Here is a 26159-nt window from a genome sequence, read left to right on the forward strand (position 1 = left end):
AGGCGCGCCTTCTCGAAACACGTCGACGCGACTGCTAATCGCGAGGCGCTTTCCATTCCGCGACGGGGGCCGCAGGCGCGGCGGCGCCCGTGGGGGTGGTCTGCGCCGGCGCTTCCGGCGCCGGGGCCGCGGGAGCAGGGGCTGGAGGCTTCGGCGCGGTCGCAGCGGCGGCCGGAGCGCTCGCGGGCGCTTTCGGTGCGGGCGTCGTCGCGGCGGCCGGCGCCGCGGGCGTCTTCATCGCCTTGGACGGCGGGACATGCGGCGCCGCAGGGCGGGGCGCGGCCGCCGCGCGAGGCGTCGCCGGCTCGGGTCGCTCGGATGCGACGGCGCGGAGCAGTGGCGCTGGACGCTTCTCTTTCTCCGCATGGGTGTGCGATGCGGCGATCCCCGGCGCCGGCGCGACGCCTTTGTCGAGACGGCGCCGCTCCAAAATTTCGCCGTCGTCGGAGTCGAGCACGAAACGAACATGGCCGCCGCGCGGGTCGACGCCGACCGCGACGATCACATCGTCGCGATAGACGGGCGGACGCGCCAGCCGGAAGCCGCGCCGCGCCAGAAGCTCGACCACTTGGCGCGGAGAGAGCTCGAACACGGGCTCTTCGGAACGATGCGCGGAATAGCCGAAGAACGGCCGGAAGAAGAGGTCCGCCGCCGCGGTCGTCGCGGTCGTCGCGCTCGCGGCGAGCGCCGCCAGCAGGATCATCGTTTTCGGCCGCAGGCCGGGCATGTTCATCATCGGCTCCGTAACAAAATCCCTCTCGTCCGCTCGAGCTTCGAGCAACATTGCGGCGAGCTTTGGACGGGGCGCTTTTCTCTCGGCGCGGCGGCTTCTTGCGCCGCGCCGCCGGTTCGGCTAAGCAACCGTGCTTCATCCACTCCAGCCCGCCGGATAAGCCGTGGCGAAGTCGAAGAAGCCTGTCGCGATCATCATGGGGTCGCAGTCCGACTGGGCCACCATGCGCCATGGGGCCGAGACGCTCGATCAGCTCGGCGTCGGCTATGAGGCGCGCGTCGTCTCCGCCCATCGCACGCCGGACCGGCTCGTCGCCTTCGCCAAGGGCGCCGAGGCGGAAGGGTTCGAGGTGATCGTCGCAGGCGCCGGCGGCGCCGCGCATCTGCCCGGCATGACCTCCGCCTTCACGCTATTGCCCGTGCTCGGCGTGCCGATCGAGTCGGCGGCGCTGTCGGGCATGGATTCGCTGCTCTCCATCGTGCAGATGCCGGGCGGCGTGCCGGTCGGGACGCTCGCCATCGGCAAGGCCGGCGCGATCAACGCGGCTCTGCTCGCCGCCGCCATTCTCGCGCGCTCCGACGCCGAACTCGGCGCCCGCCTCGCGCAATGGCGCGAGCGCCAGACCGAGCAGGTCGCCGCGACGCCTGCGGACGACGCCTGACGCCGATGCCGAAGCCCGGAGCGACCATCGGAATTCTGGGCGGCGGCCAGCTCGCGCGCATGCTCGCCTGCGCCGGCGCGAGGCTCGGCCTCAGATCGCATGTCTTCTCGCCCGTCGCCGACGATCCGGCCTTCGACGTCTGCGCCGCGCGCACGGTCGCGGATTTCGAGGACGAGGCGGCGCTCGCCGCCTTCGCCGCCGCGGTCGACGTCGTCACCTATGAATTCGAGAATGTGCCCTCGGCCACGGCCGCCTTTCTCGACGCCCATGCGCCGGTGCGGCCGAGCGCCCGAGCGCTGGCGCTGACGCAGGACCGGCTCGTCGAGAAGGAGTTCGTGCGGAGCCTCGGCATAGAGACCGCGCCTTTCTCCGATGTCGCCGACGAGGCGGGGCTCGCGCAGGCGGTCGAGGCGATCGGCATGCCCTCGATCTTGAAGACGCGACGTTTCGGCTATGACGGCAAGGGGCAGAGGACGCTGCGCGAGCGGGCCGATCTCGCCGGGGCCCGGGCGCTCGTCGGCGCGCCCTGCCTATTGGAGGGCTTCGTGCCCTTCGCGAAGGAAGTGTCCGTGGTCGCCGCGCGCGGCGCGGATGGAGAATTTCGCGCCTACGACCTCTGCGAGAATGTGCACGAGAACCATATTCTCGCGCTGACCGTCGCGCCGGCGCGCGTCTCGGATCGCACGGCCGAGCAGGCGATCGGGATCGCGCGGCGCATCGCCGAGGCGGCGGATCATGTCGGCGTTCTCGCCGTCGAGATGTTCGTGGTCGAGGAGGCGGGGGGGGAGCGGCTCGTCGTCAACGAGATCGCGCCGCGCGTGCATAATTCCGGACATTGGACGCTCGACGGCGCCGTCGTCTCGCAATTCGAGCAGCATATGCGCGCGGTGGCGGGTTTCCCGCTCGGCTCGACCCGCCGCTGCGGCGCGCGCGTCGAGATGCGCAATCTCATCGGAGATCAGGCGGAGCGCTGGTGGGAGATTCTGGCGGAGGAGGGCGCCCGCCTGCATCTCTACGGGAAAAAGGAGACGCGTCCGGGCCGCAAGATGGGCCATGTCACGCGGGTGATGGACATTTGACCCTGCGGACGGCTGCGACATATTGACGCTGAACAACATTATGAACATAGACCTGGGTTTGCGGATGTAGGAAATGAGAACTCCTCGTTCGGAGAGGAGTATCCGATGACTCAAAGGTACTACGTCTACCAAAATTGGACCCGAAATCGCGGTCGTGTTCACAAAGCAGAGTGCGGAATGTGCAACCACGGCCGTGGAACGCACGCACACGATTCTGGTCACCATGGAAAATGGGACGGCCCGTTCAACAATCGTGACACAGCTTTCGAGCATGCAGCCCGTCTTCGGCGCCTCAACATGCGTGCCTGTGCCATTTGCAGACCATAAATTTCACAGCTCCGCGGCTGGACCCGATCGTCGGTCGCTCGGTAGCACGGCGATCGGTTCTAACTATCTGTTTTCAATAACTCTAATCTGGTTGTCCGGCCTTTGGGCGCATAGTATCACAAATTTTGTTAACTATGATTGGACTGTTAAGCTTAACGAATGCTCGCTATCAAAGGCGTCGCTCACGTTTCTGATCGGTTTCTGCGGGCGCGCCGAGTGAAGTCTGTTTCTCGTTTTCTCAGCGTGGTGACGCTGGTGGCGCTCTGCGGCGCGACCGCGCCGGCGCGCGCTTTCGATTTTTTCGGGCTCCTCGGCTCCGAGGAGGAGCCGCCTGCGCCGAGCCGGGAGGCGTTGCCCTATAAAATCGAATTCGCCGGCCTCGACGACCACCCCCAGCTCGAGCGCGCGCTCGAGGATTCGTCCAGCGCCTGGCGCCTGCGCCTGCAGCCGCCCGCGGCCGGCGCCGGGCTCGCGCGTCGCGTGGTCGCCGATCTGCCGCGCCTCGTCGAGGCGCTCTGGGCCAATGGCTATTACGACGCCGAGGTGACGGTGAGCGTCGTCGGCGTCCCCGTCCAGCCCGACGGACATGGAGCCGATGCGGCGGCGCTGGCCGCCGAGCGGCTGCGCGGGCAATCGCTCGCGCCGATCCGCATCGAGGTTTCGCTCGGCGAGCAGTATCATCTGCGCAAGGTCGTGATCCGCGATGCTCGCGCGCGCGCGCCGATCGACGAGGCGCTGCTGCCGAAAAAAGTCTATGAGCCCGACGCCGATTCGCCGGCCCGCGCCGCCGCGCTGCAATCCATGCAGGCGGCCTGGATCGACGAATTGCGCGCCCATTCCCATCCGCTCGCCAAAATCATCGAGGTGAAGCCGGTCGTCGACCATCGCGAGAAGGCGATGGATGTGACCGTCGCCGTCGATCCGGGCCCGCGCGCGGGGATCGGCGAGGTGACCGCGACGGGCTCGCCCGGGATCGATCCGGATGTGATCCGCTCCTTCATCTATCTCGAGGAGGGCGAGGATTATTCGCCGAAGAAGCTCGCCGACGCGCGCAAATCGGTGGCGCGCATAGAGGCCGTCGGCTCCGTGAAGGTCGAGGATGGCGCGGCGCTCGACGCGAACGGCAATCTTCCGATCATCATCGAGACGGCCGAGCGCAAGCGCCATGCGATCGGCGCCGACGCCGGCTTTTCCAATGTCGACGGGCCGGGCGTGCGCGCCTATTGGATGGATCGCAATCTGTTCGGCGGCGCCGAGCGGCTGCGCGTCGATCTCGAGGGCGGGCTCGCGCCCTTCGGCTCCTCGCCCGGCTACAATGGCCTGTCCTCGATCCGGCTGAACGATCTCGTCGGACGCGCCAAGGCGAGCTTTCTCGCGCCGGCGCTGCTCGGCGCGCGCGACGATCTGCTCGTCGACGGGATCGCGGTGCGCGAGAAGGTCGACGATTATCGCGCCTATTTCGGCAATCTCACACTGTCCGCGCGACATCGCTTCAGCGACGTCGCCTCCGTGCAGGCGGGCGTCGAATTCGAGCGCGGGCACACTTATGACGCTTTCGGCCCGCATGATTATTCATTGCTCGGCTTTCCGCTCTCGGGAAGCTACGACGGCACGGACAATCTGCTCGCGCCGACGTCGGGCGTGCGCGCGATCGCCAGCGTCACGCCTTATGTGAAGACCCTCTCCGACAGCGTCGGCATGCTGCAGTCGAAAGCGCAGGTTTCCGGCTATCATGCGCTGGACGAGGACGGCTGGTATGTGCTCGCCGGCCGCGTCGCCGCGGGCTCGATCGTCGGCGCCGGCATCGCCGACATTCCGGCGAGCCATCGCTTCTTCGCCGGCGGCGGCGGCTCGGTGCGCGGCTATCGCTATCGCTCGCTGAGTCCGGACGAGGGTTTCGGCTTCCCGGTCGGCGGGCGCAGCCTGCTCGAGGCCTCCTTCGAGGCGCGCATCAAGGTGACGCCGGAGATCGGGATCGTGCCCTTCTACGACGTCGGCGCCGCCTTCGCCTCGCCCTTTCCGGATTTCCGGTCGGAGATGCGCTCCGCCGTCGGCCTGGGCCTGCGCTATTACACGGCGATCGGCCCGGTGAGGCTCGATGTGGCGACGCCGATCGGCCGCCGTCCGGACGAGAACAAATTCGCGATCTTCATCGGCGTCGGGGAGTCGTTCTGATGGCGCGCGCTGCGAGAGGCTTCTCTTTCCTTTTTTCACGCACATCGAACACGCCGGGAGGTTCGCGCGCGATCCTCTCCCGGAGGGAGAGAGTGACCGCAGAGCGGCCGGGCGAGGGGTTTCCCACGCGCCGATTTTCCTGCGGGGCCCTCATCCGACCTCGCTTCGCGAGGCCGCCTTCTCCCGTAGGCGGGAGAAGGAGTCGCACCCGATGACGCCGCCTCCCGCCAAGCGCCCGCGCCGCTTTTTGCGCATCCTCCTCGGCGCCCTCGTCCTGCTCGGTCTCGCCGCCGTCGTCGGCGCGCGCTGGAATATTCGCGAGGGACGCAGCTTCCTCGCCGATCTCGTCTCGCGCGCGGCGTCCTCGCCCGGCATGAAGATCGAGATCGGCGCCTTCGAGGATCCGCTGTCGACGCAGCCCACCCTGCGCGACATTTCCATCGCCGACGAGAAGGGCGTGTGGCTGACGGTCGATCATGTGGCGCTCGCCTGGTCGCCGCTCGCTCTGTTCGCGCTCGAGGTCGACGTCGAGCGGCTCGACATCGGGCGCGTCGCGGTCGCGCGCCGGCCGGCGCCGGGGCCTGCGTCCACGGCCAAGAGTGGCGGCGGCGGATTTTTCGTTCCCCAGCCGCCGGTGCGAATGAGGCTCGGCCGCTTGGCGCTCGGCGAGATCGCGCTCGCCGAGCCGGTTCTCGCCGCCGCCGCCTCTTTCTCCGTCACCGGCGATGCGGCGCTGCGCAGCGACGCCGCCCATCTCGCGCTCGAGGTCAAACGGCTGGATGCGCCGGGCGAGATCGTCGTGACGGGCGAGCTGACGCCGGGCACGAATGCGCTGCGCTTTTCGCTCACCGCGCGCGAGCCCGAGGGCGGGGCGATCGTTCGCCTCGCGCAGATCCCGGGACTGCCGGCGTTGAACGTCGCGCTCACGGGGGAGGGGACGTTCGACGATCTGACCGCGCGCCTCTCCGCCGAGGCGGGCGAGATCGAAGCGAGCGGCGCCGCGCATCTCGCGCGCGCCGGCGCCGCGCGGCGACTGGATATCGATCTCGGCGCGCGCGTGGAGCCGCTGCTGCCGAAGTCGGTCGCTTTCCTCTTCGCCGGCGCGACGCGTCTCGCAGGCGCCGCGACTGTCTCCGACGACGGCGCCGCGACGATCGAGCGCATGACGCTCGCTGCTTCGGCGCTGCGCGTCGAGGCGACGGGCCGCCTCGGCGCCGACGGCGCGCTCGCCGCAGAATTGACCGCCCATGGACTCCCCGCTTCCGATGAGGCGCAATTCCGCGCGAAGACGCTCGACGCTACGGTCCATGTCGCCGGCAGCCTGTCGCGGCCGACGGCGCAGATCCGCTGGCTCGTCGAGGACGCGCGCGCGCCCTTCGGCCGCATCGGCCGCAGCGACGGCGAGTTTTCCATGGCCGCCGCCGCGGACGGCGTCGACCGTTTCGATCTCTCGGGCGCGGCGCAGGGCTCGGATCTGTCCTTCGCCGATCATGGATTGGCCGAGGCGATCGGCGACAAATTCTCCTTCCTCCTGCGCGGCCGCGCGACCCGCGCCGGCGAGGCGGAGATCGACGTCGCGAAACTCGAGTTCGGCGCCGGCGAGGCGAGCTTCGCCGGGCGCGTCGGGCCGGCGCTCGTCGACGGCAAGGCGAGCCTCGCTGCGCCGCGCCTCGCCCGCTTCTCGCGTCTCGCGGGGCGCGATCTGCGCGGCGCGCTGGCCCTCGTCGCGGCGCTGAAGGGCGTTCCGAAGGACGAGGCGCTGACAGCGACGCTCGACGGCGCGATCGACTCGCCCGCGACCGGCGCCGCCGCGCTCGACGGCCTGCTCGGCCGCCGCCTCGTCCTCACGGGAGCGGCGGGCCTCGCGCCGGGCGGCGGGCTGCGTTTCGATCGCCTCGCGCTCGGCGCCGATCATCTGCAGGCGACGATCGACGGCGCCGCGATGCGCGAGAGCGCCGACATCGTCGCGAAGATCGCGCTTCCCGATCTTCGTCCGGCGGACGCGCGCCTCTCCGGCCGCGCCGATGTCGAGGCGAAGATCGTCGGCTCGCTGGCAAAGCCCGACGCGCGCCTCGAGGCGGTCCTGACCGATGTTCGCGCAGCCGGCCGCGCGATCCCGAAACTCTCTCTGCGCGCGGATGCGCGCGATCTGCTCGGCGCGCTGGATCTCTCCGCCGTGCTGCAAGGGACGATCGACGGAAACGCCGCGCGCGGCGGCGCCCATGTCGCGAGAGCGGGCGACGGCTGGACGGTCGACAAGCTCGACGTCGCGATCGGACGCGCCGCGCTGAAAGGCGCTCTCGCGCTCGACGCCGCGGGCCTCGCCAGCGGGCGGCTCGCGCTCGCCGCGCCCGATCTCGACGATTTCTCCGCCTTTGCGCTGCAAAAGCTCGCCGGCTCGCTCGACGCCGACATCGCGCTCGACGGCGCGAATGGCGGGCAGAATATTCGCATCGACGCCAAGGGCGCGCGGATTCGTGCGGCGGAGGCGTCGATCGAGCGGCTCTCCGCCAAGATCGCGGCGCGCGATCTGCTGCGCGCTCCGGCGCTCGACGGCGAAGCGGCGCTCGACGATGCGCGTGTCGGCGGCCGGACGATCTCGAAAGCGCGGCTGCGCGCGAGCCCGGCGGAGGGCGGCAGCGCGCTCGATGTCTCCGCCGAGGCGATGGGCGGGGCGTTCGCCGCCCGCGGCGTGCTCGCCCGCGGCGAGCCCATGCGGCTCGATCTCCGGGCTTTGTCGCTGGAGCGCGGCGGCAAGCGCGTCGCGCTCGCGCGGGCGACGACGATCACCCTCGACAAGGGCGTCGTCGTGCTGAAGGATTTCGCGCTCGCGGCGGGCGCCGGCCGGCTCGGCGTCGATGGACGCATCGGCGAGCGCCTCGATCTCGTCGTCGCGGCGCGCGGCCTTCCGCTGTCGATCGCCGCCATGGCCGATTCGAGCCTCGCGCTCGACGGCGCGCTCGACGCCGACGCGCGCGTCGAAGGGCCGGCCTCCGCGCCGAACGGCGAATGGAAGATCAAGCTCGCCAAGCTCTCCGCTCCGCAGACGCGGACCAATGGCCTGCCGCCGATCGACATCGGAGCGCGCGGCGCGCTCGGCGGCGCGCGCACGACGCTCGACGCGGACATGCGCTCGGCGCCGCCGGCCGAATCTCCGTCGCCGGATCGGCGCCGCTCTCGGCTTCCGGCGCGCTCGATCTCGCGATCAGAGGAACGGCGGACGCCAAGCTCCTCGACACGGCGCTCGCCGCCGGCGGCCAGACCCTGCGCGGCAAGGCGACGATCGATCTGCGCGTCTCGGGCGCCGCTTCCGCGCCCCAGTTCGCCGGCGTCGTCGCCCTGCGCGACGGCGCGTTCGCCGATCCGCTCAACGGCGTCAATCTCGATCACATCGACGCGCGCATCGAGGGCAAGGGCCGTGAGCTGAACATCGCGCAGCTCGGCGCGCAGACGCGCAATGGCGGGCGCATCGCGGTGACCGGCCATGTCGCCGTGGCGCCGGAGACGGGATTTCCCGGCGCCATTCGCATCGTCGCGCGCAACGCGCAGCTCGTCGCGAGCGAACTCGTCACGGCGACGGCCGATCTCGATCTCGACATCGGCGGCGCCCTCGCACGCGCGCCGCGCATCGGCGGCCGCGTGAAGCTCGCGAGCATGGAGGTCAATGTTCCCGACCGCCTGCCGGCCTCCGCTCTCGCGCCGCCCGGCGCCACGCATATCGCGCCGGGCGAGTTCGCGAAGCGCATCATCGCGCTCGAGCGAAAGGCGAAAGAGAAGGCGGGAAAGAAAACCTCTTTCGACGCCGCGATCGACCTCGCCATCGCCGCGCCCAACCGTATCTTCGTGCGCGGCCGCGGCATAGACGCGGAATTCGGCGGCGGGCTCAGGCTGACCGGGACGCTGCAGAAGCCGGCCGTCGACGGCGCCTTCGATCTGCGCCGCGGCCGGATGCAATTGCTGACGCAGCGCATCGACATTTCGCGCGGCCGGCTGACCTTCGCCGGCGGCCTCGTCCCGCAGCTCGACTTCTCCGCCGAGACGACGGCGGGCGACGTGACCGCGACGATCGGCGTCTCCGGACCGGCGGCGCTGCCGACCTTCACCTTCGCCTCGACGCCCTCGCTGCCGCAGGACGAGGTGCTGTCGCGGCTGCTGTTCGCCAAGGCGTCGGGCTCGCTGTCGCCGTTCCAGGCGGTGCAGCTCGCCGCCGCCCTCGCGCAATTCTCGGGCGCGGGAACGGGCGTCGACGCCTTCGAGAAGATGCGCCGCGCGCTCGGCGTCGATTCGCTCGATCTCGAGGCCGGCGGCGCCGGCGGCCCGAAGGTGGGCGCCTCGCGCTATATTTCCGACAACATCAGCGTCGGCGTGCGCACCGGCATGAAGCCCGAGCAGACCGCGGTCGGCGTCGGCGTCGACGTGACGAAGAACGTGCGCCTGAAGGGCGAGACGCGGGTGGACGGCAAGAGCTCGGTGGGCGTGGGCGTGGAATGGGAGTATTGACCCCTCGGCGCAGGGCGCCTAATCGAGACTCTCGACGCGCGCTCCTTCTCCCGCTCGGCGGGAGAAGGTGGCCCCGCGAAGCGGGGTCGGATGGGGGTCCGACCCGCCCCAAGGATCTCGGAGCTTCTTCACGAGCCGCGAACCGCCGCCGCCCTCATCCGACCCGGCTACGCCGGGCCACCTTCTCCCGCAGGGCGGGAGAAGGGAGCGCCCCATGCTCTGCTTCTCGGATGGTCGCCCACCGCCTCGGAGCCATCGCATGACCGCCGCCGCCCGCTTGTCGCCGAAAAACTCCTTTCAGGGGCTCATCCTCACGCTGCAGAATTTCTGGGCGGAGCAGGGCTGCGTCATTCTCCAGCCCTATGACATGGAGATGGGCGCCGGCACGTTTCATCCGGCGACGACGCTGCGCGCGCTCGGCCCCAAGCCTTGGAAGGCCGCCTATGTGCAGCCGAGCCGGCGGCCCAAGGACGGGCGCTACGGCGAAAACCCCAACCGGCTGCAGCATTTCTATCAATATCAAGTGATCCTGAAGCCCTCGCCGCCCGATCTGCAGACGCTCTATCTCGCCTCGCTCGCGGCGATCGGCGTCGACGCGAAGCTGCACGATATTCGTTTCGTCGAGGATGATTGGGAGAGCCCGACGCTCGGCGCCTGGGGGCTCGGCTGGGAATGCTGGTGCGACGGCATGGAGATCTCGCAATTCACTTATTTTCAGCAGGTGGCGGGTTTCGATTGCGCGCCGGTCTCCGGCGAGCTGACCTACGGCCTCGAGCGCCTCGCCTGCTATCTGCAGGGCGTCGACGCGATCATGGATCTGAATTTCAACGGCGGCGAAGGCGCGGAGAAGGTCACTTACGGCGACGTGTTCCTGCAGGCCGAGCAGGAATATTCGCGGCATAATTTCGAGGCCGCCGACACGGCCAAGCTGTTCTCCGATTTCCGCGCCGCCGAGGCCGAATGCCGGGCGCTGCTCGACTTCGGCGACAAGGGCGCGGACGGGCGCCATCTGATGACGCTGCCGGCCTATGACCAATGCGTGAAGACGAGCCACGCCTTCAATCTGCTCGACGCGCGCGGCGTGATCTCCGTGACCGAGCGGCAGAGCTATATTCTGCGCGTGCGCGAGCTGGCGCGGGCTTGCGGCGCCGCCTGGCTGCGGACGGAGGGCGGCGGCGCCGGCTGAGCGCCCTCGCGCCAATTCTCGCGCCAACCCACGCAACACGCGCGCCGACACGCGCGTGTTGACAGTGTTCTTTTTATGTTCTAAGTTCGTTCACGGTCCAATTCGGCCGTTTTCATTTCTTCGTGAGGTTGATCATGCAGGTGATCGACGCAGAGTCTCTTTCGCCCGGCGCTCTCGCCGCGCCGTCGTGCCGGGGCCGGGAGCTGGCGTCGCTGAGCGCCAGCGCGCTCGGCGAGCGGTTCTACTCCTGGCGCTCGTCCTGCGGACGGCTCTATGTCTGCTCGATCTTCCAGGCGGAAGAGGACTCGCTGGTCGCGTCCTTCGCCGGGGCGGCGGTCATCGGCGTGGCGCGCGAGGGCGTAGCCCGTCGTCCAGTCTGCGTCTTCGCGTCGGACACGCTGGCGACGGTGGCGGGACGCCGGCTGCGGGCGGATGCGCGCCGGCTCGGCGTGAACGAATGGCATGTGCGTTTCTGCGCCGGCGACCGCGAATTGACGCGCCGCTTCGCGCAGGCGCTGCTGAGCTGAAGGCCGTCGCTCCGGGAGACGAAAAATCCTTCTGGCGTTCGCCGCCGCGCGGACCACAATGGAGCGCGGCCGAATCGCTCGTTCGGCCGCATCGATCGGAGCGAGGCTGTGACGGGCAAGGACGAAGGCGCTTTCCGCACGATCGGCGAGGTCGCGGAGAGCCTGGATCTGCCGCCGCATGTGCTGCGCTTCTGGGAGACGCGCTTTGCCGAGATCGAGCCGGTCAAGCGCGCGGGCGGGCGGCGCTATTATCGCCCGCGCGACGTGGAGCTCGTCGCCGCCATCCGCCATCTGCTCTATGGCCGCGGCTATACGATCAAAGGCGTGCAGCGCCTCTTGCGCGAGCAGGGCGTGCGGGCGGTGATCGAGAATGTGCGCTCCGGCGCGCTCGATCCGCGCGCCGGCGATCTCCGCGAGTCGGAACGCGAGGCCGAGCCATCGCTGTTCTCGCAACGGGCCGAAATCCTCGAGGAGCCCTCGACGCCCGCGCGGCCCTCCGGCGCAGGCTTGGTCGCGCTCGCGCCGCCGCGCGAGCCGCCGACGCTCGACCTGCCGGCGATGCGTCTCTCCGAAGCTCCCGCCTGCGGACTCGATCCGCAGGACGTGCGGCGCCTGCGCAAGGCGCTCGAGCATATTTCCGAGTGCCGGCGCATGCTGCTGCTGACCCAGCGCTGACTTTGTTCGTGCGGCGTTGCCAGCGACGGCTGCGCCCTCTATAAGGACGCCCGTGTCGGAGTGTAGCGCAGCCCGGTTAGCGCACTTGTCTGGGGGACAAGGGGTCGTGGGTTCGAATCCCGCCACTCCGACCAAAACAAAAAAACAACGCCCCATTGGCGAATCTGACCGGGGAAACTGGCGAGACTATTCGTCCGGCTTTCAGGCTCGCCTTCAGCGAGAGAGAGAGCAAATGGCGAAACAACCATTGATCGCCCTTCTGCAGTCGAAGCTGGATGACGCGCGAAAGGAATTGCGGGCCGCTGTGGTGAATTTCGATGTTCCCGACGACAAGCTGCTCGAGTTGCGCGAGACCGCTCGCCGCACCTATCTCGAGTTGAAGGAACAGGACCGTTTCTTCGCTCGCAAGGGATTCTTCGAGTCTCTCAAATTCTGGTGACGATCGAAAATCTCCGCCGTGGCGCAACGTCGCAGGGCGAAATGCTGCTTGTGCTGTAGGAAAATACGCGACAAAATCAGCGGCGGCCGCAACCAGAGTCGAGGCGAATCGCCGAGACATGTGCGCCGCCGAGGAAAACGCCTATGAAAAATAAAGGTATCGCTCTCGCACTCGCGTTCGGCGCCGCGCTCGCGTTCGGTTCGGGCCAGGCCCTTGCCGACGACCGCCTGGACAAAACCAAATACCATATCCAGGAGGCGATCACCCACGCGAAGCTGAAGGATACGGGGCTGCTCGCCTATCATGCCGATCTCGCGCTCGAAAAAGCCGAGGGCCTGCAGAAATTCAAGCCCGACCCGCATCTCGCCGAGGCGATCGTCCACATCAAGGCCGCGATCGAGGAGGGTCATGCCGACCATCTCGCTCCGGCTGGCGAGCACGTCAAAGCCGCATTGTCCGAGCTCGAGCAGGTCGCGCAGTAACGCGAGGCGTCGCCACGGCGAGCCGGCGTGGCGACGCGCCGGTTGCGCGCTCGGGGTTTCAAGCCTTGCCGCCTCGATGCACGACGAGGGCGGGACGGCGCGCCGCCGGATACGGACGGATTGCGCCTGTCATCGGCAGAGGCGCGTAGCGCCGCGCCTCGCTCGGCGCGATCACCCGAAAGGAATTCAATTTCAGCGGGCGGGCCGGCGTCAGGCCGAACCAGCGCGGACGTCGCGCCGGAGCCAGCGCGCCGAGCACGCGCGCATGAGTCTTGCCGAAATGACGCAAGGGCAGCAGCAGCAGCTCGAGTTCCAGCCATTCGTGTCCGGCGCCCGTAGTCGCTTCGACGCCCGCGACGACCGGGGCGACCCCGTCGACGACCGTCATCACGACCGACTCCAGAGTGTGACGATCCTCTTTGTCGAACAGCTCGAGGAAGGAGCGGCCTTTCTGCTCGGCGAGCCACAGCGCGTTGAGCCGCGTTCCGGAGAGCCGGAGCGGGAAGGTCGCGGCCGGGTCGACCTCGATGATGAACGAATCGGCGAGCGCGTCGCGAATTTCCGCCGGATCGATCTCGGAACGCTCGGGCGCAGAACGCGCGCCCTTGAGCCGATGCCAATAATCGTAAAGATGCTTGTTGACCGCTTGTCTCATTTTGTTTCCGAACGGCACGAGTTCGACGACCTTGCGTCGGGTTGGGGCGCGTCACGCCCGTCTTCCGAAGGGCGTGAGCTGGGCAGCAGCTGCCGTGCCAGATTCGGCGGGACGGTTTGAGCTTTCGGCAACCATGCCGGCCGACGGCTGCGAGAGGATCGAGGAATGAACGAGTGGCGCGAAGCCCGGCGCGGCGGCCGGGAGAGGATTCTCAATCTGCCCGCCGTGGTCTCTCTGGTCCTCGGCGCGCTGCTGGCGATCCAGCTGGCCATGGGCGCGCTCCCGGCGTCGGCGGTCGAGGGCGTCTATATCGAGCTCGCCTTCATGCCGGGGCGCATCGCCTTCCCCTTTTGGCCGGAGGCGGCCGCACGTGCGATGGCCGAGGCGCTCCCTTCGAATCTCGATCCGGCGGAACTGGCGCGCGCGCTCAGCGCCGAGCCCGTCCCTTGGTGGACGTTCCTCACCTATGCGCTGCTCCACGCCAATTGGACGCATCTCACGGTCAATGGCGTCACTCTGGCCGCTTTCGGTTCACCGCTGGCGCGGCGCTTCGGGCCCGCCCGCTTTCTTCTGTTTCTGGCGCTGACGGCGATCGCCGGCGCGGCGGCCCATCTCGCGGTTCATCCTTTCGATCTCGCGCCGGTCGTCGGCGCTTCGGCGGCGATCTCGGGAACCATGGCGGCGAGCGCGCGTTTCGCCTTCACCCGGTTCTCGGCGGAGGGGGAGCCGTCGGCGTCGCCGCAGGGCGGCGCGGGCCTTTCGGAATTGTGGCGGAACCGACAGGCGCTGACTTTCGTGGCGCTGTGGTTCGGCGCCAATCTGCTGTTCGGCCTGTTTCCGCGGGCGGCGGGCGGGACCGAGCTGATCGCCTGGGAAGCGCATGTCGGGGGATTTGCCGCCGGCCTGCTGCTGTTCGGCCTGCTCGACCCGCGGAAGGCCGCCGCAGATCGCGCCATTTGAAAGAGCGAGGGGAGGTTTTCGAGATGAACGTCGCCCGCATACTCGCATATAAAGGGACGGAGGTCGCCACCACGACGCCCGCCCGCAGCCTCTTGGACGCGGCCGCGGATTTGACGCGGCGGGGAATTGGCGCGCTGGTCGTCGTGGACGAGGACGATGCGGTCGTCGGGCTGATCACCGAGCGCGACATCGTCGCTGCGATCGCCCGCCACGGCGTCGACGCGCTCTATGACGAGGTTGCTCGCTTCATGACCGCCGACCCCCTATCCATCGCCGAGCACGACAGCCTCGACGCGACGATGGAGGCGATGACCATCGAGCGCCGCCGCCATTTGCCGGTGATGCGCGACGGGCGGCTCGCGGGGATCGTGTCGATCGGCGATGTCGTCAAATGCCGGATCGACGAGATCGAGTCGGAGCGGCGCGAGCTCCGCGCCTATATCGCCTCGGCCTGACCGCGCTGTGAAAAGCGAGTCTTCGGGGGCGCACGCGTCTATGGCGTCGCGCCGACCAGCGGAATATGCGCGAATATGTTCGGCAGCGAGCGTTTCGTCGCCTCGTGGCCGAGCTCGATCAGCTCCTTTGCGCGATGGAAGTCGAACATTCCGACATCCTCGTGCCGGGCGTGGATCGTCGCGTCCGGCGGATCGCCCGCCATGCGCGAGCGCAGAATGCGATCCTGGATGATGTTGAAGGCGTCGATCATCGAGGCGGCGACATTGGGCGCGGCGCCCGGCCGGCGCTGGAAATAGCGCGGCAGAAGATGTTCCGCGACCGCATTGTCGCGGCGCTCGGCGAAAGGCGCGTGCGCCGCATCCTCGCCGCCCTTCTCGCCGTGATGGTCATGGATGATGTGCGAGCGATACATCGTATCCGCCGTCACATTGACGGCGATGACGAAATCGGCGCCGAGCGCGCGGCAGACGGTGATCGGAATGGGATTGACCAGCGCGCCGTCGAACAGCCAGCGGTCGCCGATGCGCACGGGCTCGAAAATGCCGGGCAGGGCGTAGGAGGCGCGCACCGCCTGCGCCAGCGGCCCGCGCTTCAGCCACACCTCGTGGCCCGAGCCGACCTCCGTCGCGACGACGGCGAAGGCGACGGGGAGGTCCTCGATGCGCTGATCGGCGAGCTCGCGCTCCAGCGCGGCGCGCAGGCGCTCGCCGCCGATGAGGCTCATGCCCGAGAAGGAGAGGTCCATCATGCGGAAGACGCGCCGCTTGGTCAGCGACAGCGCGAAGGTCTCGATCTCGTCGAGCTTGCCGGCGGCGTAGCAGGCGCCGACGACGGCGCCGATCGAGGTGCCGGCGACGACGTCCGGGACGACGCCATGGGCCGCGAGCTCGCGCAGCACGCCGATATGCGACCAGCCGCGGGCGGCGCCGGCGCCGAGCGCGAGACCGATTTTGGGCCGTGCGGCTTCGGGCTGCGGCTCGGGAGGAGCAGGCGCGCGGTCGACAGGGGGAGCGTCGGCTCCGCCATCGGCCGCCCATCTGTCGAAGGGATTACGAAAAAAGGCCGTCATCGCGCCTCTCCTCCGTCTCCGCCCGTCGGGGTTTTTTCTATATTGGGTCGAAAGCTGCGCGCAGAAAGTGGCCGGGCCGTTAACGGCGCCGGGGCGACGCGGGGCCGGCTCCCTGCGCTTCGACCGCGGCCGTCGAACGCCGCCGATGGAAATATCCGCTGGCGGAAAATTTCTCCATTCGCCGGAAAAGGAGAAAGGAATTTTTCGTCGCGCGCCGTGGACTCGGCCGCGGGCCCGGCGAAGACTCCGCCGGCGCATCGTTTCTTCCGCGCCGCCGCCTTCCGCCGTGAAACCCCAGATTTGCGCTTTCGCCCGAAAGCGCGCTATCGCGGAGTCGACGCGCGGGCGCGCCACTCGAATGGCGCAATCTCGAGCTTGATGCGACGCGTGGCCGAGGCTTCGGCCACTATGATCTGTTCAGGGGAAACGACATGCAGAGACTGGGCGCGGCCGTCGCCGTCCTCGCGCTTCTGGCGATCGCCGCCGGGCTTCACCGCGGCGGCGCCGATCTGTTCCTGCTCGCCGGCGGCGCTGCGGTCTGCGCCTATACCACTTGGCGCAGCGCGGCGATGTCGAGCTTCCTGAAGATTTTCGCTGCGATCTTCTCCACAGAGACGGTCGTGTTCGGCGTGGCGCGCCTGCTCGATGTCGAGGGCCTGTGGCCGGCCTCGCTCGCCGATTACGCCCTGCCGGACAGTTTCGCGCTGACCGTCGCCGTCTTCTCCATCCTCGTCTATGCGGTTTCGCATATTCCGGTCGTGCGCGAGATGACGCGCATCGCCGACCTCTATTTCGACGCCGACGACCGCGCCGAGCTGCGGCTCTGGCGCGTTCCCGCCTTTCGCCTGCGCGAGCCGGCGATCGCCATAGCCATGATCGTCGCTCTGGTCCTCATCAATCAGGCGCAGGTCGGCATATCGGTGCGGCTCTCCTTCATCCGCCGCGATTATTACACCGCCTTGCAGGAGATGAACGGGGCCGAGTTCTGGCGCCTGTTCCTGTACGGATTCACGCCGTGGGCGTTCACCTTCGTCTTCTCCGCCGTGCTCGAATATGTCGTGCAGTCGCTGCTGATCATCCGCTGGCGCGAATGGCTCACCCGCCATTATATCGGACGCTGGCTCGGCGGACGCCGGCACTACGCCATGGCGCTCGCCGGAAGCGCCGCGGACAACCCCGACCAGCGCATCGCCGAGGATGTGAACCGCTTCATCGACGGCGGCGATTCCGGCCTCGGCATCTACTCCTATTCGATCCTGCTGATCTCCAAGGTCAGCTCGCTCGTCTCCTACTCGATCGTCCTCTGGGACATATCGACCGCCTTCACTTTTCCGGGAACCGACCTCGCCGTTCCCGGCTTCCTGTTCTGGTGCGCGCTGTTCTACGCGACCTTCGGCACGGTGACGACGCATCTCATCGGCCGTCCGCTGACGACGCTCTTGTTCGAGAAGCAGCGCCGCGAAGCCGATTTCCGTTTCTCGCTGGCGCGGCTACGCGAATACACCGAGCAGATCGCGCTGCTCGGCGGCGAGGGCGCCGAGCGCGCCTCGCTCGGACGCAGATTCGCTGCGATCGTCACCAATTTCTATGCGATCATGAATCTGCGCAAGAAGCTCGCCGCCTTCACCGCGACCTATAGCCAATTGTCGATCATCATTCCTTTCGTCCTCACGGCGCCCTTCTTCTTCGCCGGAAAGATCAAGCTCGGCGTGATGCGCCAGGCCGCCGACGCCTTCGCCGATGTCGAAGGCGCTCTCGCCTTCTTCATCGATTATTACGTCTCGCTGTCCAACTATAAGTCGGTGCTCGACCGGCTCGCCTCCTTCGACGCCGCGGCGGATCGCGCCGAGGAGCTGATCGCCGCGCAGCCGGCCGTGCGCGCCGAGCGGCGCGACATCGCACTCGACGTCGTGCTGGCGCTTCCCGACGGCCGCCGCATCGTGGAGGCGAAAGGCGTCGATCTGGCGCCGGGCGAATCGGTGCTGCTCACCGGTCCCTCGGGCTCCGGCAAATCGACGTTGTTCCGCGCCGTCGCGGGCGTCTGGCCCTATTGCGAGGGGCGCATCGCCATTCCCGCCGGCGCGACAGTGATGCTGCTGCCGCAGCGGCCCTATGTGCCGATCGGCTCGCTCGCCCGCGCCGTCGCTTATCCCGCCGAGCCGGAGGCGTTTTCGCGCCACGAGATCGCCGAGGCGCTGGAGGCCGCGCGTTTGCCGGGTTTCGTCGCCCATCTCGAGGAGGAGGCCAATTGGGGCCAGCGTCTCTCGGGCGGCGAGCAGCAGCGCGTCGCCATCGCGCGGGCGCTGCTCGCAAAGCCCGACTGGCTGTTCCTGGACGAGGCGACTTCGGCGCTCGACGAGAAGCTCGAGAGCGAAATCTACACGATGCTGGCGGAGCGCCTCCCGGCGACGACGATCGTCTCGATCGGCCATCGCTCGAGCCTGCTCGCCTTCCACCGCCGCCACATCGACATGGAGCCGACCGATGGGGGCGTCTTCGCGCCGCGCGAGGCGGTTCCGGCGTGACCAAATCCGGCGCATCGGGGCGGGAAGGCGGCCGCTCGCTGAAGACGCGTGTGAAGACGGCGAGAAAGCGCTCGCTGTCCTCGACGCTCTGGCTCGAACGCCAGCTCAACGATCCATACGTCGCCATGGCCAAGCGCGACGGCTACCGATCGCGCGCCGCTTATAAGCTCATCGAGATGGACGAGCGCTTCCATCTGTTCAAGCCCGGCCAGCGCATCGCCGATCTCGGCGCCGCGCCCGGCGGCTGGTCGCAGATCGCCGCGCGCCGGATCAAATCGGCCGACGGGAAGGGCAGGGTCGTCGGAATCGACCTGCTCGAGATGGAGCCGGTTCCGGGCGTCGAATTCACCGTGATGGATTTCAACGACGCCGATGCGCCGGAGCGCATAAAGGCGATGCTCGGGGGGCCCGTCGACGGCGTGATGTCCGACATGGCGGCCAACGCCACCGGGCACAAGCAGACCGACCATTTGAAGATCGTTGCGCTCGCCGAACTCGCCGCCGATTTCGCGCGCGAGGCGCTGGCGCCCGGCGGCTTCTTCGTCGCCAAAGTGTTGCAGGGCGGCACGGAGCATCGGTTGCTCGCGGAGCTCAAGCGCGATTTCGTCCAGGTGCGGCATGTGAAGCCCGCGGCGAGCCGCTCCGATTCGGCCGAGCTCTATGTGCTGGCGACAGGCTTTCGCGGCGGCGCGCGCCGGGAATAAGGCGGCTTTCGCAGAGCTGGGTCCGAAACCTCCAACAAAATTGTCTGAAACCAGACAAAACTCTAGGGTCTTGATAACAAATAAAAATTTCTTGACTGCCCCGGCCGTGCTGACGTTATGTAATCTTGCTATATGAACGCGGGGGGCGCGATGGCGCGCAATCCATACCTTCCAGAACGGCCGATCCGCTGGCGGAGCGGAACCGCCAAAGGGATCGCCGGCATCCCCCCTCTCGCTCGCGACCCGCTCGGCGCCGGCGAGCGCGATTCGACCCCGGCGGATTATCGGAAGGACGCGCGCGGACGAAAGCCGAAGGCGAGCCGCGGACCCGAGAGCGCCGCCGCGAAGACCTCCGCCGAGCCGCGCGTCGCGCGGGCCGCCAGGGATTATCCCGACGCAGGGAAGATCAGCGACTGCGCGGGCTCCTTCTTCTCCGAGAGCAATGCGGGCTGGGGCGGCAATCTCGACATGGCGCAGCTCGCGCACGGGCCGATCGGCTGCGGCCTGTTCACGCAGGCGGCGCGCCTCGATGCGCCCGGATTCGAGCAAGGCGTCGAGAGCTTCACCTCTTTGCACGCTTGCACCGATCTGCGCATCGACGATTTGGACGACGGCGGCGACGCCCGCCTCGCCGCCGCGCTCGATGAGCTGTTCGCGCTGTTTCCCTTGGCTCGGGGCGTCGCCGTGCTCAACGAGGATCCCCTCGTCCTGCTCGACAGCAACGCCAAGGGGATCGCCAAGGCCAAGCAGAAGGAGCGCGGAGCGCTGATCACGACGATGTCCTGCGAGAGCGCTCGCGAATGGTCGCCCTGGGTGCGCGAGACGGCGGCGGGCTTGAAGGCGGCGGCGGCCCTTCTGAAGCCGAGAGCGCGACGCAATGAGGTGGCGCTGCCCTTCTACCGCGACGCGGCGGGTCTGGTGTGGATCGTGTCGAAGCTGCTGCACGAGATCGGCCTCGATCCCGTGCATGAGATCACGGGTTCGTCGACGAGCGACATGGCGCGCATCGGGCAGTGCCGGCTCGTCGTCTGCTTCGCCGAGAGCCTCGACGCGCCGCACGAGCCAGCGCCGGGCGGCTTCGCCTGGCTGCTGCGGCGATGGTTCGACATTCCGGCGGCGAGCGCCTGTTTCGCGAGTCCGTCGGCGACCGACGCCTCGCTGCGCGCCATCGCCGCGCGCTTCGACGGCGGCGTCCGCGCGCGCGCCGAGCGCGTCATCGCGCGAAATCGAGAGAAGGTCGAGGCGACGATCGCTCGATACAAGCCGCGCCTCGAAGGCAGGCTGATGGTGCATTTCCATCCCATGACGAGCGAGCAGCTCGAGCCTTATCGGCTGCTCGGCCTGCGCATCGGCGACGTCTCGGGCTGGCCCGGCAAGACGGTCGCCCGCCGCGTGCCGCGTCTCGTCTGCGATCCGCATAATCCCAGCGAGCGAGCCATCGAGGCTTATCTCGCCGATGCGAAGCCCGACATCGTGCTTCGTCGCGACCATGACGAATATGACGCGCGCAAGCAGGGACGCGGCGCATTGTCCCTCGGACCGCTCGCCGATCGGCACGGCAACGCCTTCTGGGCCTATGACGGCTTCGCCTGCTTCGCCGCGGCGCTCGATCGGGCCGTGAACGCGCCCTGGCGGAAGCTGCCGCAACCGCCTTGGCGCCCGAGCGGATAGCCGCTCCGACATCTTCCGCTCGCTTCCATGACCGAACCCACGAGGCGGCGCGACGCGTCGGCGCCCGACGCGGCGACTCGTCTTTTTTCACCCGACTGAAAGCGCGTTCCGCGCCGAGAAAACGAGGTCCACCATGATCGACCAATTCGTCCTGCCACCGACGCCTCGCGCGAAGGACCGTCGCCTTTCGCTCGCCTCCGTTTCCGCGCTCGCCCTGTTCGGCGCGATCGGCGGGGCGCGCGCCGAAGAGGCGACGCTGCTGCCGCCCATCGACGTGGCGTCGCCGCCCGCCGCCGCGATGGCGCTCGGCGTCGCCGCGGCGCTGCAATCCGACGCGACCGCCTCGAAAGGCTATCGCGCCGATCATCTGGCGAATGTCGGTCCGCTCGGCTCCAAATCCGTCCTCGAGACGCCCTATTCGATCGGCGTCGTCTCGCGCGAACTCCTCGAGAACGCGCAGGCGCGCTCGACGGACGACGTGTTCCGTCTCGATCCGTTCACGCAGAATAATTTCCCGATCAATCGCGGCAATCCCTACTCTGTCGTGGTCAGAGGCTTCGTGACGGGAACGACGACGCTCGACAATATGCGCATGTGGAACACGGCTGTTGTCGACGTCGAAGGATTGGAGCGGGTCGAGGTCGTCCGTGGTCTTTCCGGCTTCCTCTATGGCGCGACCGATCCGGCTGGCATGGTGAATTTCGTCGTCAAGCGACCGACCGCCACGCCCTTCGCGCAATTGACGCTCGGCGGCCAGGGGATCGGCCCCTCGAGCGGCGGCGCGGCTTATGGCCATGCCGATTTCGGCGGACCGATCGACAAGGAGGGACGCTTCGGCTATCGCGTCAACATCGTCGGCCAGATCGGCGACACGGCCGTCTCGTCGCAGCGCATCGAGCGCAATTATCAGAGCGTCGCGCTCGACTGGCGCGCTACGCCCGAGGTGCTGGCGCAGGTCAACGCCTTTCACAGCTATTATCGCGTCGCGTCGCCCGATCCCTTCTGGTTCGTCGGCGGGGGCGCGCGGCATGCTCCCGCGCCGGCCGCGCGGCGGAGCTGGAGCGAGCCCTGGGGCTATTACGCCAATGAACAGACCGGCGTGCAGACCAAGCTCACCTGGAAGCCGAACGACGTGCTGACGACGCGCGTCGGTTTCCTCTACATCGACGGCCGCCAGTCGGATGTGAGCATCAACAATAATGTATTCGCCACCGACGGGACCTACACGCAGGGCGTCGTCGCGGACGCCGCGGGCTCGCTCACGACGCTCTCGGGCTACGCCTTCGCGGATGCGGATTTCGACACGGGGCCGGTGCGGCACAAGGTGACGGGCGGCTATTTCGCGCAGCGCTACGAATCGGTGTTGCCCGAGGATGCGGGCGCCTTTCCGGGCGTGTCGGGCTCGTTCTCCTTCCGCGCCCCCTATTACGGACCGAAGCCCGACTTCACGGTCGGCGCGCGGCCGTCGTCGCTTTATTTCACGCGCAGCAATCAGAATGTCGTGCTCGGCGATCAGCTCGACTTCGGCCCGGTGAGCGTCATCGGCGGCGCCACCTATGCGATGATCCAGACGACGAACTATTCCTATCTGCCGCCGGTAGGGACGCCGAGAACCTTCTCCTCCGCCTATGACGAGGGCCGCCTGACGCCGAGCGTCTCGGGGCTCGTCAAGCTCACGCCCTGGCTCTCGGCTTATGCGAGCTACGTCCAGGGACTGGAGCCCGGCGACAGCGCGCCCTCCTATGCGGCCAATGCGGGCAAGACGCTTCCTCCGCAGCTCGCGCAGCAATATGAGATTGGCGCCAAGGCGAGCCTCGGCGGCGTGCTGGCGACGCTCGCCTTCTTCGACATCGACAGAGCCTATTCCTACGTCGATGCGACGACCAGTTTGTTCCGCTCCGCCGGCCGCGAGCGGCACCAGGGCGTCGAAGCGTCTGCGAGCGGCAAGGTGACCGAGGATGTGACGATCTATGGCGGCTTCACCTTCCTCGATCCGAGAGTGACCAATGAACCGACGCTCACGGGGCTGCGGCCGATCAATGTCTCGAGCCGAATGGCGAAGCTCTATGCCGAATATGCGCCGCCCTTCCTTCCCGGCCTGACGCTCACCGGCGGCGTGCAGCACTATGGTTCTTTCGCGGCCAATGCGGAGAACACCGAATTTCTGCCCGACTACACGATCGCCGATCTCGGCCTGCGCTACGAGACGAAGCTCTTCGACACGCCGATCACCGCGCGCTTCAACGTCACCAATCTCACCGACCACAGCTATTGGATGTCGTCGCGTTTCGTCGGAACGCCGCGGTCGATCTCCTTCTCGATCGCCGCGCGCTTCTGATGAATGGGCGTCAGGCTTCCGCCGCGTCGGCTTTGCTGGTCAATCCCTCGCCCGCCGTCGCGGCGAGGGGCAGGAAGAACAGGATCGAGGCGGCCGACACCGCCGCGACGATCAGAAAGGCCGGCTCGAAATCCGCATATTGCAGCTCTCCGCCGCCATGCAGCGCCCGAGCTCCTTCGAGCGCCGCGGCGCCGAGCGACACTCCCGCCGACAAAGACAATTGCTGTCCCGCCGAGGCGAAGCTCGTCGCCCGGCTGATCGCATGCTGGTCGATGTCGGCGTAGCCGATGGCGTTGAGCGCGGTGAATTCGAGCGAGCGGAAGAAACCGCCGACGAGCAGGATCATCATGATCGCCCAATGCGGCGTCGCCGGCGTGAAAAAGGCGTTGACGCAGAAGAAGAAGGCCGAGATCAGCGCATTGACGATCAAGATCCGGCGAAAACCGAAGCGATTCAAGATCGGCTGTGCGGTCGTCTTCATCGCCATGGCGCCGATGGCGGCGACGAAGGTCAGCGAGCCGGATTGAAAGGCCGAGAGGCCGAAGCCCGTCTGCAGCATCAAGGGCAGCAGAAAGGGAACGGCGCCGAGCCCCGTGCGGAACACGAAGCCGCCCGCCACCGCCGCACGAAAGGTCGGCACGCGCAGCAGCGACAGATCGATGATGGGATAGGGCTCCCGCCGCGCATGGCGCACATAGAGCATGAGCGCGAGCGCGCCCCCGCCGATCAACGCCGCGACGAAGGGAGGCGCGACGAAGCCGGGCCCGGCGACGCTCAGTCCGAAAACGAGGCTGGAGAGGCCGAAGCCCGACAGCAGAAAGCCCTTCACATCTAGCGGCCACACCTGCTCCTCGCGCAGATCGGGAATGAAGCGCGTGACCAGCAGCACGCCGAGAAGGCCGATCGGCACATTGATCCAGAAGATGTAACGCCAGTGGAAATAAGTAGCGATGAAGCCGCCGAGCGGCGGCCCGATCATCGGCCCGATCAGCGCCGGCACGGTGAGATAGGCGAGCGCCCGCACCAGCTGCTCGCGCGGGGCGACGCGCAGCAGCACGAGCCGCCCGACAGGCGTCATCATCGCGCCGCCGAGCCCCTGCACGACTCGCGACAGGACGACGCCGGCGAGCGAGGTCGACAGGCCGCAGAGAATGGAGCCGAAAGTGAAGACGATGATCGCCGCACGAAACACGCGCCGCGCGCCATGGCGGTCGGCGACCCAGCCCGAGACGGGGATGAACACGGCGAGCGAGAGCAGATAGGAGGTGAGCGCGAACTTCAGCGCGACCGGATCCTCATGGAGATCGGCCGCCATGGCGGGCAGGGCCGTCGACAGCACGGTGCCGTCGAGATTCTCCATGAACAGCGCCGTGGCGACGATGAGCGGCGTGACAGCGAAGGAAGGCAACGGACCTCGTGACGTGAGTGAAACGACCGGGCGCTCGGGAGGAGCTTCCCGAAACTGTTTCTATATGCCTATCCCGTGCGCATTGTCGAAACGCGCCATTGCGAGGCCAAAGATGAATTGCCTGGCGGCTTACGAGCCGACGAACCGGCTGAAGAGCGTGGCCGAAGAGGTGCATCTCGTCGACGGTCCGGTGACCGGCACGGGCTATATGGGCCTTTCCGTCCCCTTCACCACACCCATGACGATCGTGCGTCTTTGGGCGGGCGGCTGTCCGGGCGGAGATCGCGGCGCTCGGCGCGCCGTCCTTTTCTGATCGCGCGCCTTCAGGCGCGCATCTGCAGCGACCGCGCCGCGGCGCGGCTCGCGCGGTGCTGGGCGTGGCAGATAGCGACGGCGAGCGCGTCGGCAGCGTCGGGACTTTCCACCCGGCTCGCCGGCAGCAGCACGCGCACCATCATGGCGATCTGCGCCTTGTCGGCATGGCCGTTGCCGACCACGGTTTTCTTGACCAGATTGGCGGCATATTCGGCGACCTCGATTCCGGCGAGCGCCGGGGCGGCGAGCGCGACGCCGCGCGCCTGTCCGAGCTTCAGCGCCGATTGAGGATCGCGATTGACGAAAGTCTCCTCGATCGCCGCCTCATGCGGGGCATGCGCCTCGATGACGGCGGCGAGCCCGCGCTGCAATTGCGCGAGCCGTTCGGCCATGGAGGCGTCGGCTTCGGAGCGCAGGCGGCCGCAAGCGACGAAGGCGAGCCGCGACCCGCGCGACGCCTCGACGATTCCCCAGCCCGTGTTGCGGAGGCCCGGGTCGATGCCGAGAATGCGAATCGTCTCGTCCGTCATTCCGGCAGGTTAGCGCAACGCGCGCAATCTGGAAGATTTGCGCTCCCTTCTCCCACAGGCGCCGCTCGCGGGGAGAAGGGGGGTGCGTCCGAGGCGCTCAGTGGGCCCGGCCGGCCTCACTCGCTTTCGGGACCTCGATCAGGCGGCCCGTGGCCACGTCATAGATATAGCCGTAGATCGGAATATCGGCCGGAACGAGCGGATGCTCGCGAATGCGCTTCACATCCTGCAGCACGCTCTCCTCCTGCGATTTGATCGTGTGCCATTTGACGAAATGGCCCGCCGCGCAGCCGCCGCCATGCTTGGGATTGGACCAGCTCGCGCCGTCGAAGGCGGCGGTCTCGAGACTGTCGTCGAGAAGATCCGCCATCATCTCGTCGCTGAACAGCTCCATGCCGCAATTGGTGTGATGGATCACGAACCATTCGAGTGTGCCGAGCAGCTTGTGCGAGATCACCAGCGAGCGGATGGCGTCGTCGGAAGCGCGGCCGCCGGCGTTGCGGATCACATGGGCGTCGCCCTCGGAGAGGCCGGCGTATTTGGCCGGATCGAGGCGCGCGTCCATGCAGGTCAGAATGGCGAAGCGCCGCGCCGGCGGCAGCGCGAGCTTGCCCTTGTCGCCGAAGCCGGCGACGTAAGTCGCGTTCGCCGCCAATACTTCCTGAAGAATCGTCATTTCGTCCTCCCCTCGGGCGCGACCGCCCCGCCGGGATTTTTTACGGCCCGGGCTCGAGGGGGGTAAAT

23 protein-coding genes and 1 tRNA gene are annotated in these 26159 nt (G+C 68.0%); 18 read left to right on the plus strand and 6 right to left on the minus strand.

Features of this window, described 5'->3' with window-relative positions; translation table 11 throughout:
* Positions 1 to 34: 34 nt before the first annotated feature.
* Positions 35 to 733: a hypothetical protein gene (locus tag AC6IW9_RS13440; RefSeq protein WP_497764275.1), complete on the minus strand. Its 699-nt coding sequence runs from the start codon at positions 731 to 733 to the stop codon at positions 35 to 37.
* A gap of 196 nt (positions 734 to 929) precedes the next feature.
* On the opposite strand from AC6IW9_RS13440, the gene purE reads away from it, so the two are divergent.
* The 11 genes from purE (at position 930) to smbP (ending at position 12784) form a co-directional block, all read left to right on the plus strand.
* Positions 930 to 1394 (plus strand): 5-(carboxyamino)imidazole ribonucleotide mutase, encoded by a 465-nt coding sequence (gene purE / locus AC6IW9_RS13445; RefSeq protein ID WP_497772522.1) that lies wholly within the window; start codon positions 930 to 932, stop codon positions 1392 to 1394.
* A gap of 5 nt (positions 1395 to 1399) precedes the next feature.
* Positions 1400 to 2473, plus strand: a complete 1074-nt coding sequence (locus AC6IW9_RS13450; RefSeq protein WP_497764278.1) for a 5-(carboxyamino)imidazole ribonucleotide synthase — start codon at positions 1400 to 1402, stop codon at positions 2471 to 2473.
* A gap of 543 nt (positions 2474 to 3016) precedes the next feature.
* A complete protein-coding gene (locus AC6IW9_RS13455) occupies positions 3017 to 4975 on the plus strand; it encodes an autotransporter assembly complex protein TamA (protein WP_497764281.1) in 1959 nt (652 codons plus the stop codon).
* Between the two features lie 211 nt (positions 4976 to 5186).
* Complete coding sequence (locus AC6IW9_RS13460) at positions 5187 to 8402, plus strand: translocation/assembly module TamB domain-containing protein (RefSeq protein ID WP_497764285.1); 3216 nt, start codon at positions 5187 to 5189, stop codon at positions 8400 to 8402.
* A gap of 47 nt (positions 8403 to 8449) precedes the next feature.
* Positions 8450 to 9475, plus strand: a complete 1026-nt coding sequence (locus AC6IW9_RS13465; RefSeq protein ID WP_497764288.1) for a translocation/assembly module TamB domain-containing protein — start codon at positions 8450 to 8452, stop codon at positions 9473 to 9475.
* A 259-nt stretch (positions 9476 to 9734) separates the two neighbouring features.
* The gene (locus AC6IW9_RS13470) at positions 9735 to 10661 is read left to right on the plus strand and encodes a glycine--tRNA ligase subunit alpha (RefSeq protein ID WP_497764290.1); all 927 of its coding nucleotides are present in this window, start codon (positions 9735 to 9737) and stop codon (positions 10659 to 10661) included.
* A gap of 134 nt (positions 10662 to 10795) precedes the next feature.
* A complete protein-coding gene (locus AC6IW9_RS13475; RefSeq protein WP_497764292.1) occupies positions 10796 to 11188 on the plus strand; it encodes a hypothetical protein in 393 nt (130 codons plus the stop codon).
* 108 nt (positions 11189 to 11296) lie between these two features.
* A complete protein-coding gene (locus AC6IW9_RS13480) occupies positions 11297 to 11863 on the plus strand; it encodes a MerR family transcriptional regulator (RefSeq protein ID WP_497764294.1) in 567 nt (188 codons plus the stop codon).
* 56 nt (positions 11864 to 11919) lie between these two features.
* Positions 11920 to 11997, plus strand: a tRNA-Pro gene (locus AC6IW9_RS13485).
* A 98-nt stretch (positions 11998 to 12095) separates the two neighbouring features.
* Positions 12096 to 12302, plus strand: coding sequence for a hypothetical protein (locus tag AC6IW9_RS13490; RefSeq protein ID WP_497764296.1), 207 nt, complete (start codon positions 12096 to 12098; stop codon positions 12300 to 12302).
* A 143-nt stretch (positions 12303 to 12445) separates the two neighbouring features.
* Positions 12446 to 12784 (plus strand): small metal-binding protein SmbP, encoded by a 339-nt coding sequence (gene smbP / locus AC6IW9_RS13495; RefSeq protein ID WP_497764298.1) that lies wholly within the window; start codon positions 12446 to 12448, stop codon positions 12782 to 12784.
* A gap of 58 nt (positions 12785 to 12842) precedes the next feature.
* Here smbP and AC6IW9_RS13500 read toward each other — a convergent pair whose 3' ends face one another.
* Positions 12843 to 13439, minus strand: coding sequence for a PAS domain-containing protein (locus AC6IW9_RS13500; RefSeq protein WP_497764300.1), 597 nt, complete (start codon positions 13437 to 13439; stop codon positions 12843 to 12845).
* A gap of 165 nt (positions 13440 to 13604) precedes the next feature.
* On the opposite strand from AC6IW9_RS13500, the gene AC6IW9_RS13505 reads away from it, so the two are divergent.
* Together AC6IW9_RS13505 and AC6IW9_RS13510 are read left to right on the plus strand one after the other, a co-directional pair.
* Entirely contained in the window at positions 13605 to 14399 is a 795-nt protein-coding gene (locus AC6IW9_RS13505) for a rhomboid family intramembrane serine protease (protein ID WP_497764302.1), read from the plus strand.
* A 23-nt stretch (positions 14400 to 14422) separates the two neighbouring features.
* Positions 14423 to 14854: a CBS domain-containing protein gene (locus tag AC6IW9_RS13510; RefSeq protein WP_497764304.1), complete on the plus strand. Its 432-nt coding sequence runs from the start codon at positions 14423 to 14425 to the stop codon at positions 14852 to 14854.
* 38 nt (positions 14855 to 14892) lie between these two features.
* Here AC6IW9_RS13510 and AC6IW9_RS13515 read toward each other — a convergent pair whose 3' ends face one another.
* Positions 14893 to 15924 (minus strand): patatin-like phospholipase family protein, encoded by a 1032-nt coding sequence (locus AC6IW9_RS13515; protein ID WP_497764306.1) that lies wholly within the window; start codon positions 15922 to 15924, stop codon positions 14893 to 14895.
* A 431-nt stretch (positions 15925 to 16355) separates the two neighbouring features.
* Here AC6IW9_RS13515 and AC6IW9_RS13520 point away from each other — a divergent pair, with 431 nt between their 5' ends.
* The 4 genes from AC6IW9_RS13520 to AC6IW9_RS13535 all read left to right on the plus strand — a co-directional run bounded on the left by AC6IW9_RS13520 (position 16356) and on the right by AC6IW9_RS13535 (position 23162).
* Positions 16356 to 18449 carry an ABC transporter ATP-binding protein/permease gene (locus AC6IW9_RS13520; RefSeq protein WP_497764308.1) on the plus strand — a complete coding sequence of 698 codons (2094 nt, stop codon included), beginning with the start codon at positions 16356 to 16358 and terminating at the stop codon, positions 18447 to 18449.
* A complete protein-coding gene (locus AC6IW9_RS13525) occupies positions 18446 to 19153 on the plus strand; it encodes an RlmE family RNA methyltransferase (RefSeq protein WP_497764309.1) in 708 nt (235 codons plus the stop codon). Before AC6IW9_RS13520 ends, AC6IW9_RS13525 begins: the two co-directional genes overlap by 4 nt.
* A 150-nt stretch (positions 19154 to 19303) precedes the next feature.
* Positions 19304 to 20824: a nitrogenase component 1 gene (locus AC6IW9_RS13530; protein ID WP_497764311.1), complete on the plus strand. Its 1521-nt coding sequence runs from the start codon at positions 19304 to 19306 to the stop codon at positions 20822 to 20824.
* A 133-nt stretch (positions 20825 to 20957) separates the two neighbouring features.
* The gene (locus AC6IW9_RS13535) at positions 20958 to 23162 is read left to right on the plus strand and encodes a TonB-dependent siderophore receptor (RefSeq protein WP_497764312.1); all 2205 of its coding nucleotides are present in this window, start codon (positions 20958 to 20960) and stop codon (positions 23160 to 23162) included.
* Between the two features lie 10 nt (positions 23163 to 23172).
* On the opposite strand, the gene AC6IW9_RS13540 is transcribed toward AC6IW9_RS13535, so the two are convergent.
* Positions 23173 to 24570: a DHA2 family efflux MFS transporter permease subunit gene (locus AC6IW9_RS13540; RefSeq protein ID WP_497764313.1), complete on the minus strand. Its 1398-nt coding sequence runs from the start codon at positions 24568 to 24570 to the stop codon at positions 23173 to 23175.
* 112 nt (positions 24571 to 24682) lie between these two features.
* Here AC6IW9_RS13540 and AC6IW9_RS13545 point away from each other — a divergent pair, with 112 nt between their 5' ends.
* Positions 24683 to 24883, plus strand: a complete 201-nt coding sequence (locus AC6IW9_RS13545; protein ID WP_497764315.1) for a hypothetical protein — start codon at positions 24683 to 24685, stop codon at positions 24881 to 24883.
* Positions 24884 to 24893: 10 nt separating this feature from the next.
* On the opposite strand, the gene ruvC is transcribed toward AC6IW9_RS13545, so the two are convergent.
* The gene (ruvC, locus tag AC6IW9_RS13550) at positions 24894 to 25415 is read right to left on the minus strand and encodes a crossover junction endodeoxyribonuclease RuvC (protein WP_497764316.1); all 522 of its coding nucleotides are present in this window, start codon (positions 25413 to 25415) and stop codon (positions 24894 to 24896) included.
* A gap of 97 nt (positions 25416 to 25512) precedes the next feature.
* Positions 25513 to 26091, minus strand: coding sequence for a beta-class carbonic anhydrase (locus AC6IW9_RS13555; protein ID WP_497764318.1), 579 nt, complete (start codon positions 26089 to 26091; stop codon positions 25513 to 25515).
* Between the last annotated feature and the right edge of the window lie 68 nt (positions 26092 to 26159).

The sequence above is a fragment of the Methylosinus sp. shoA genome, from assembly GCF_059718125.1.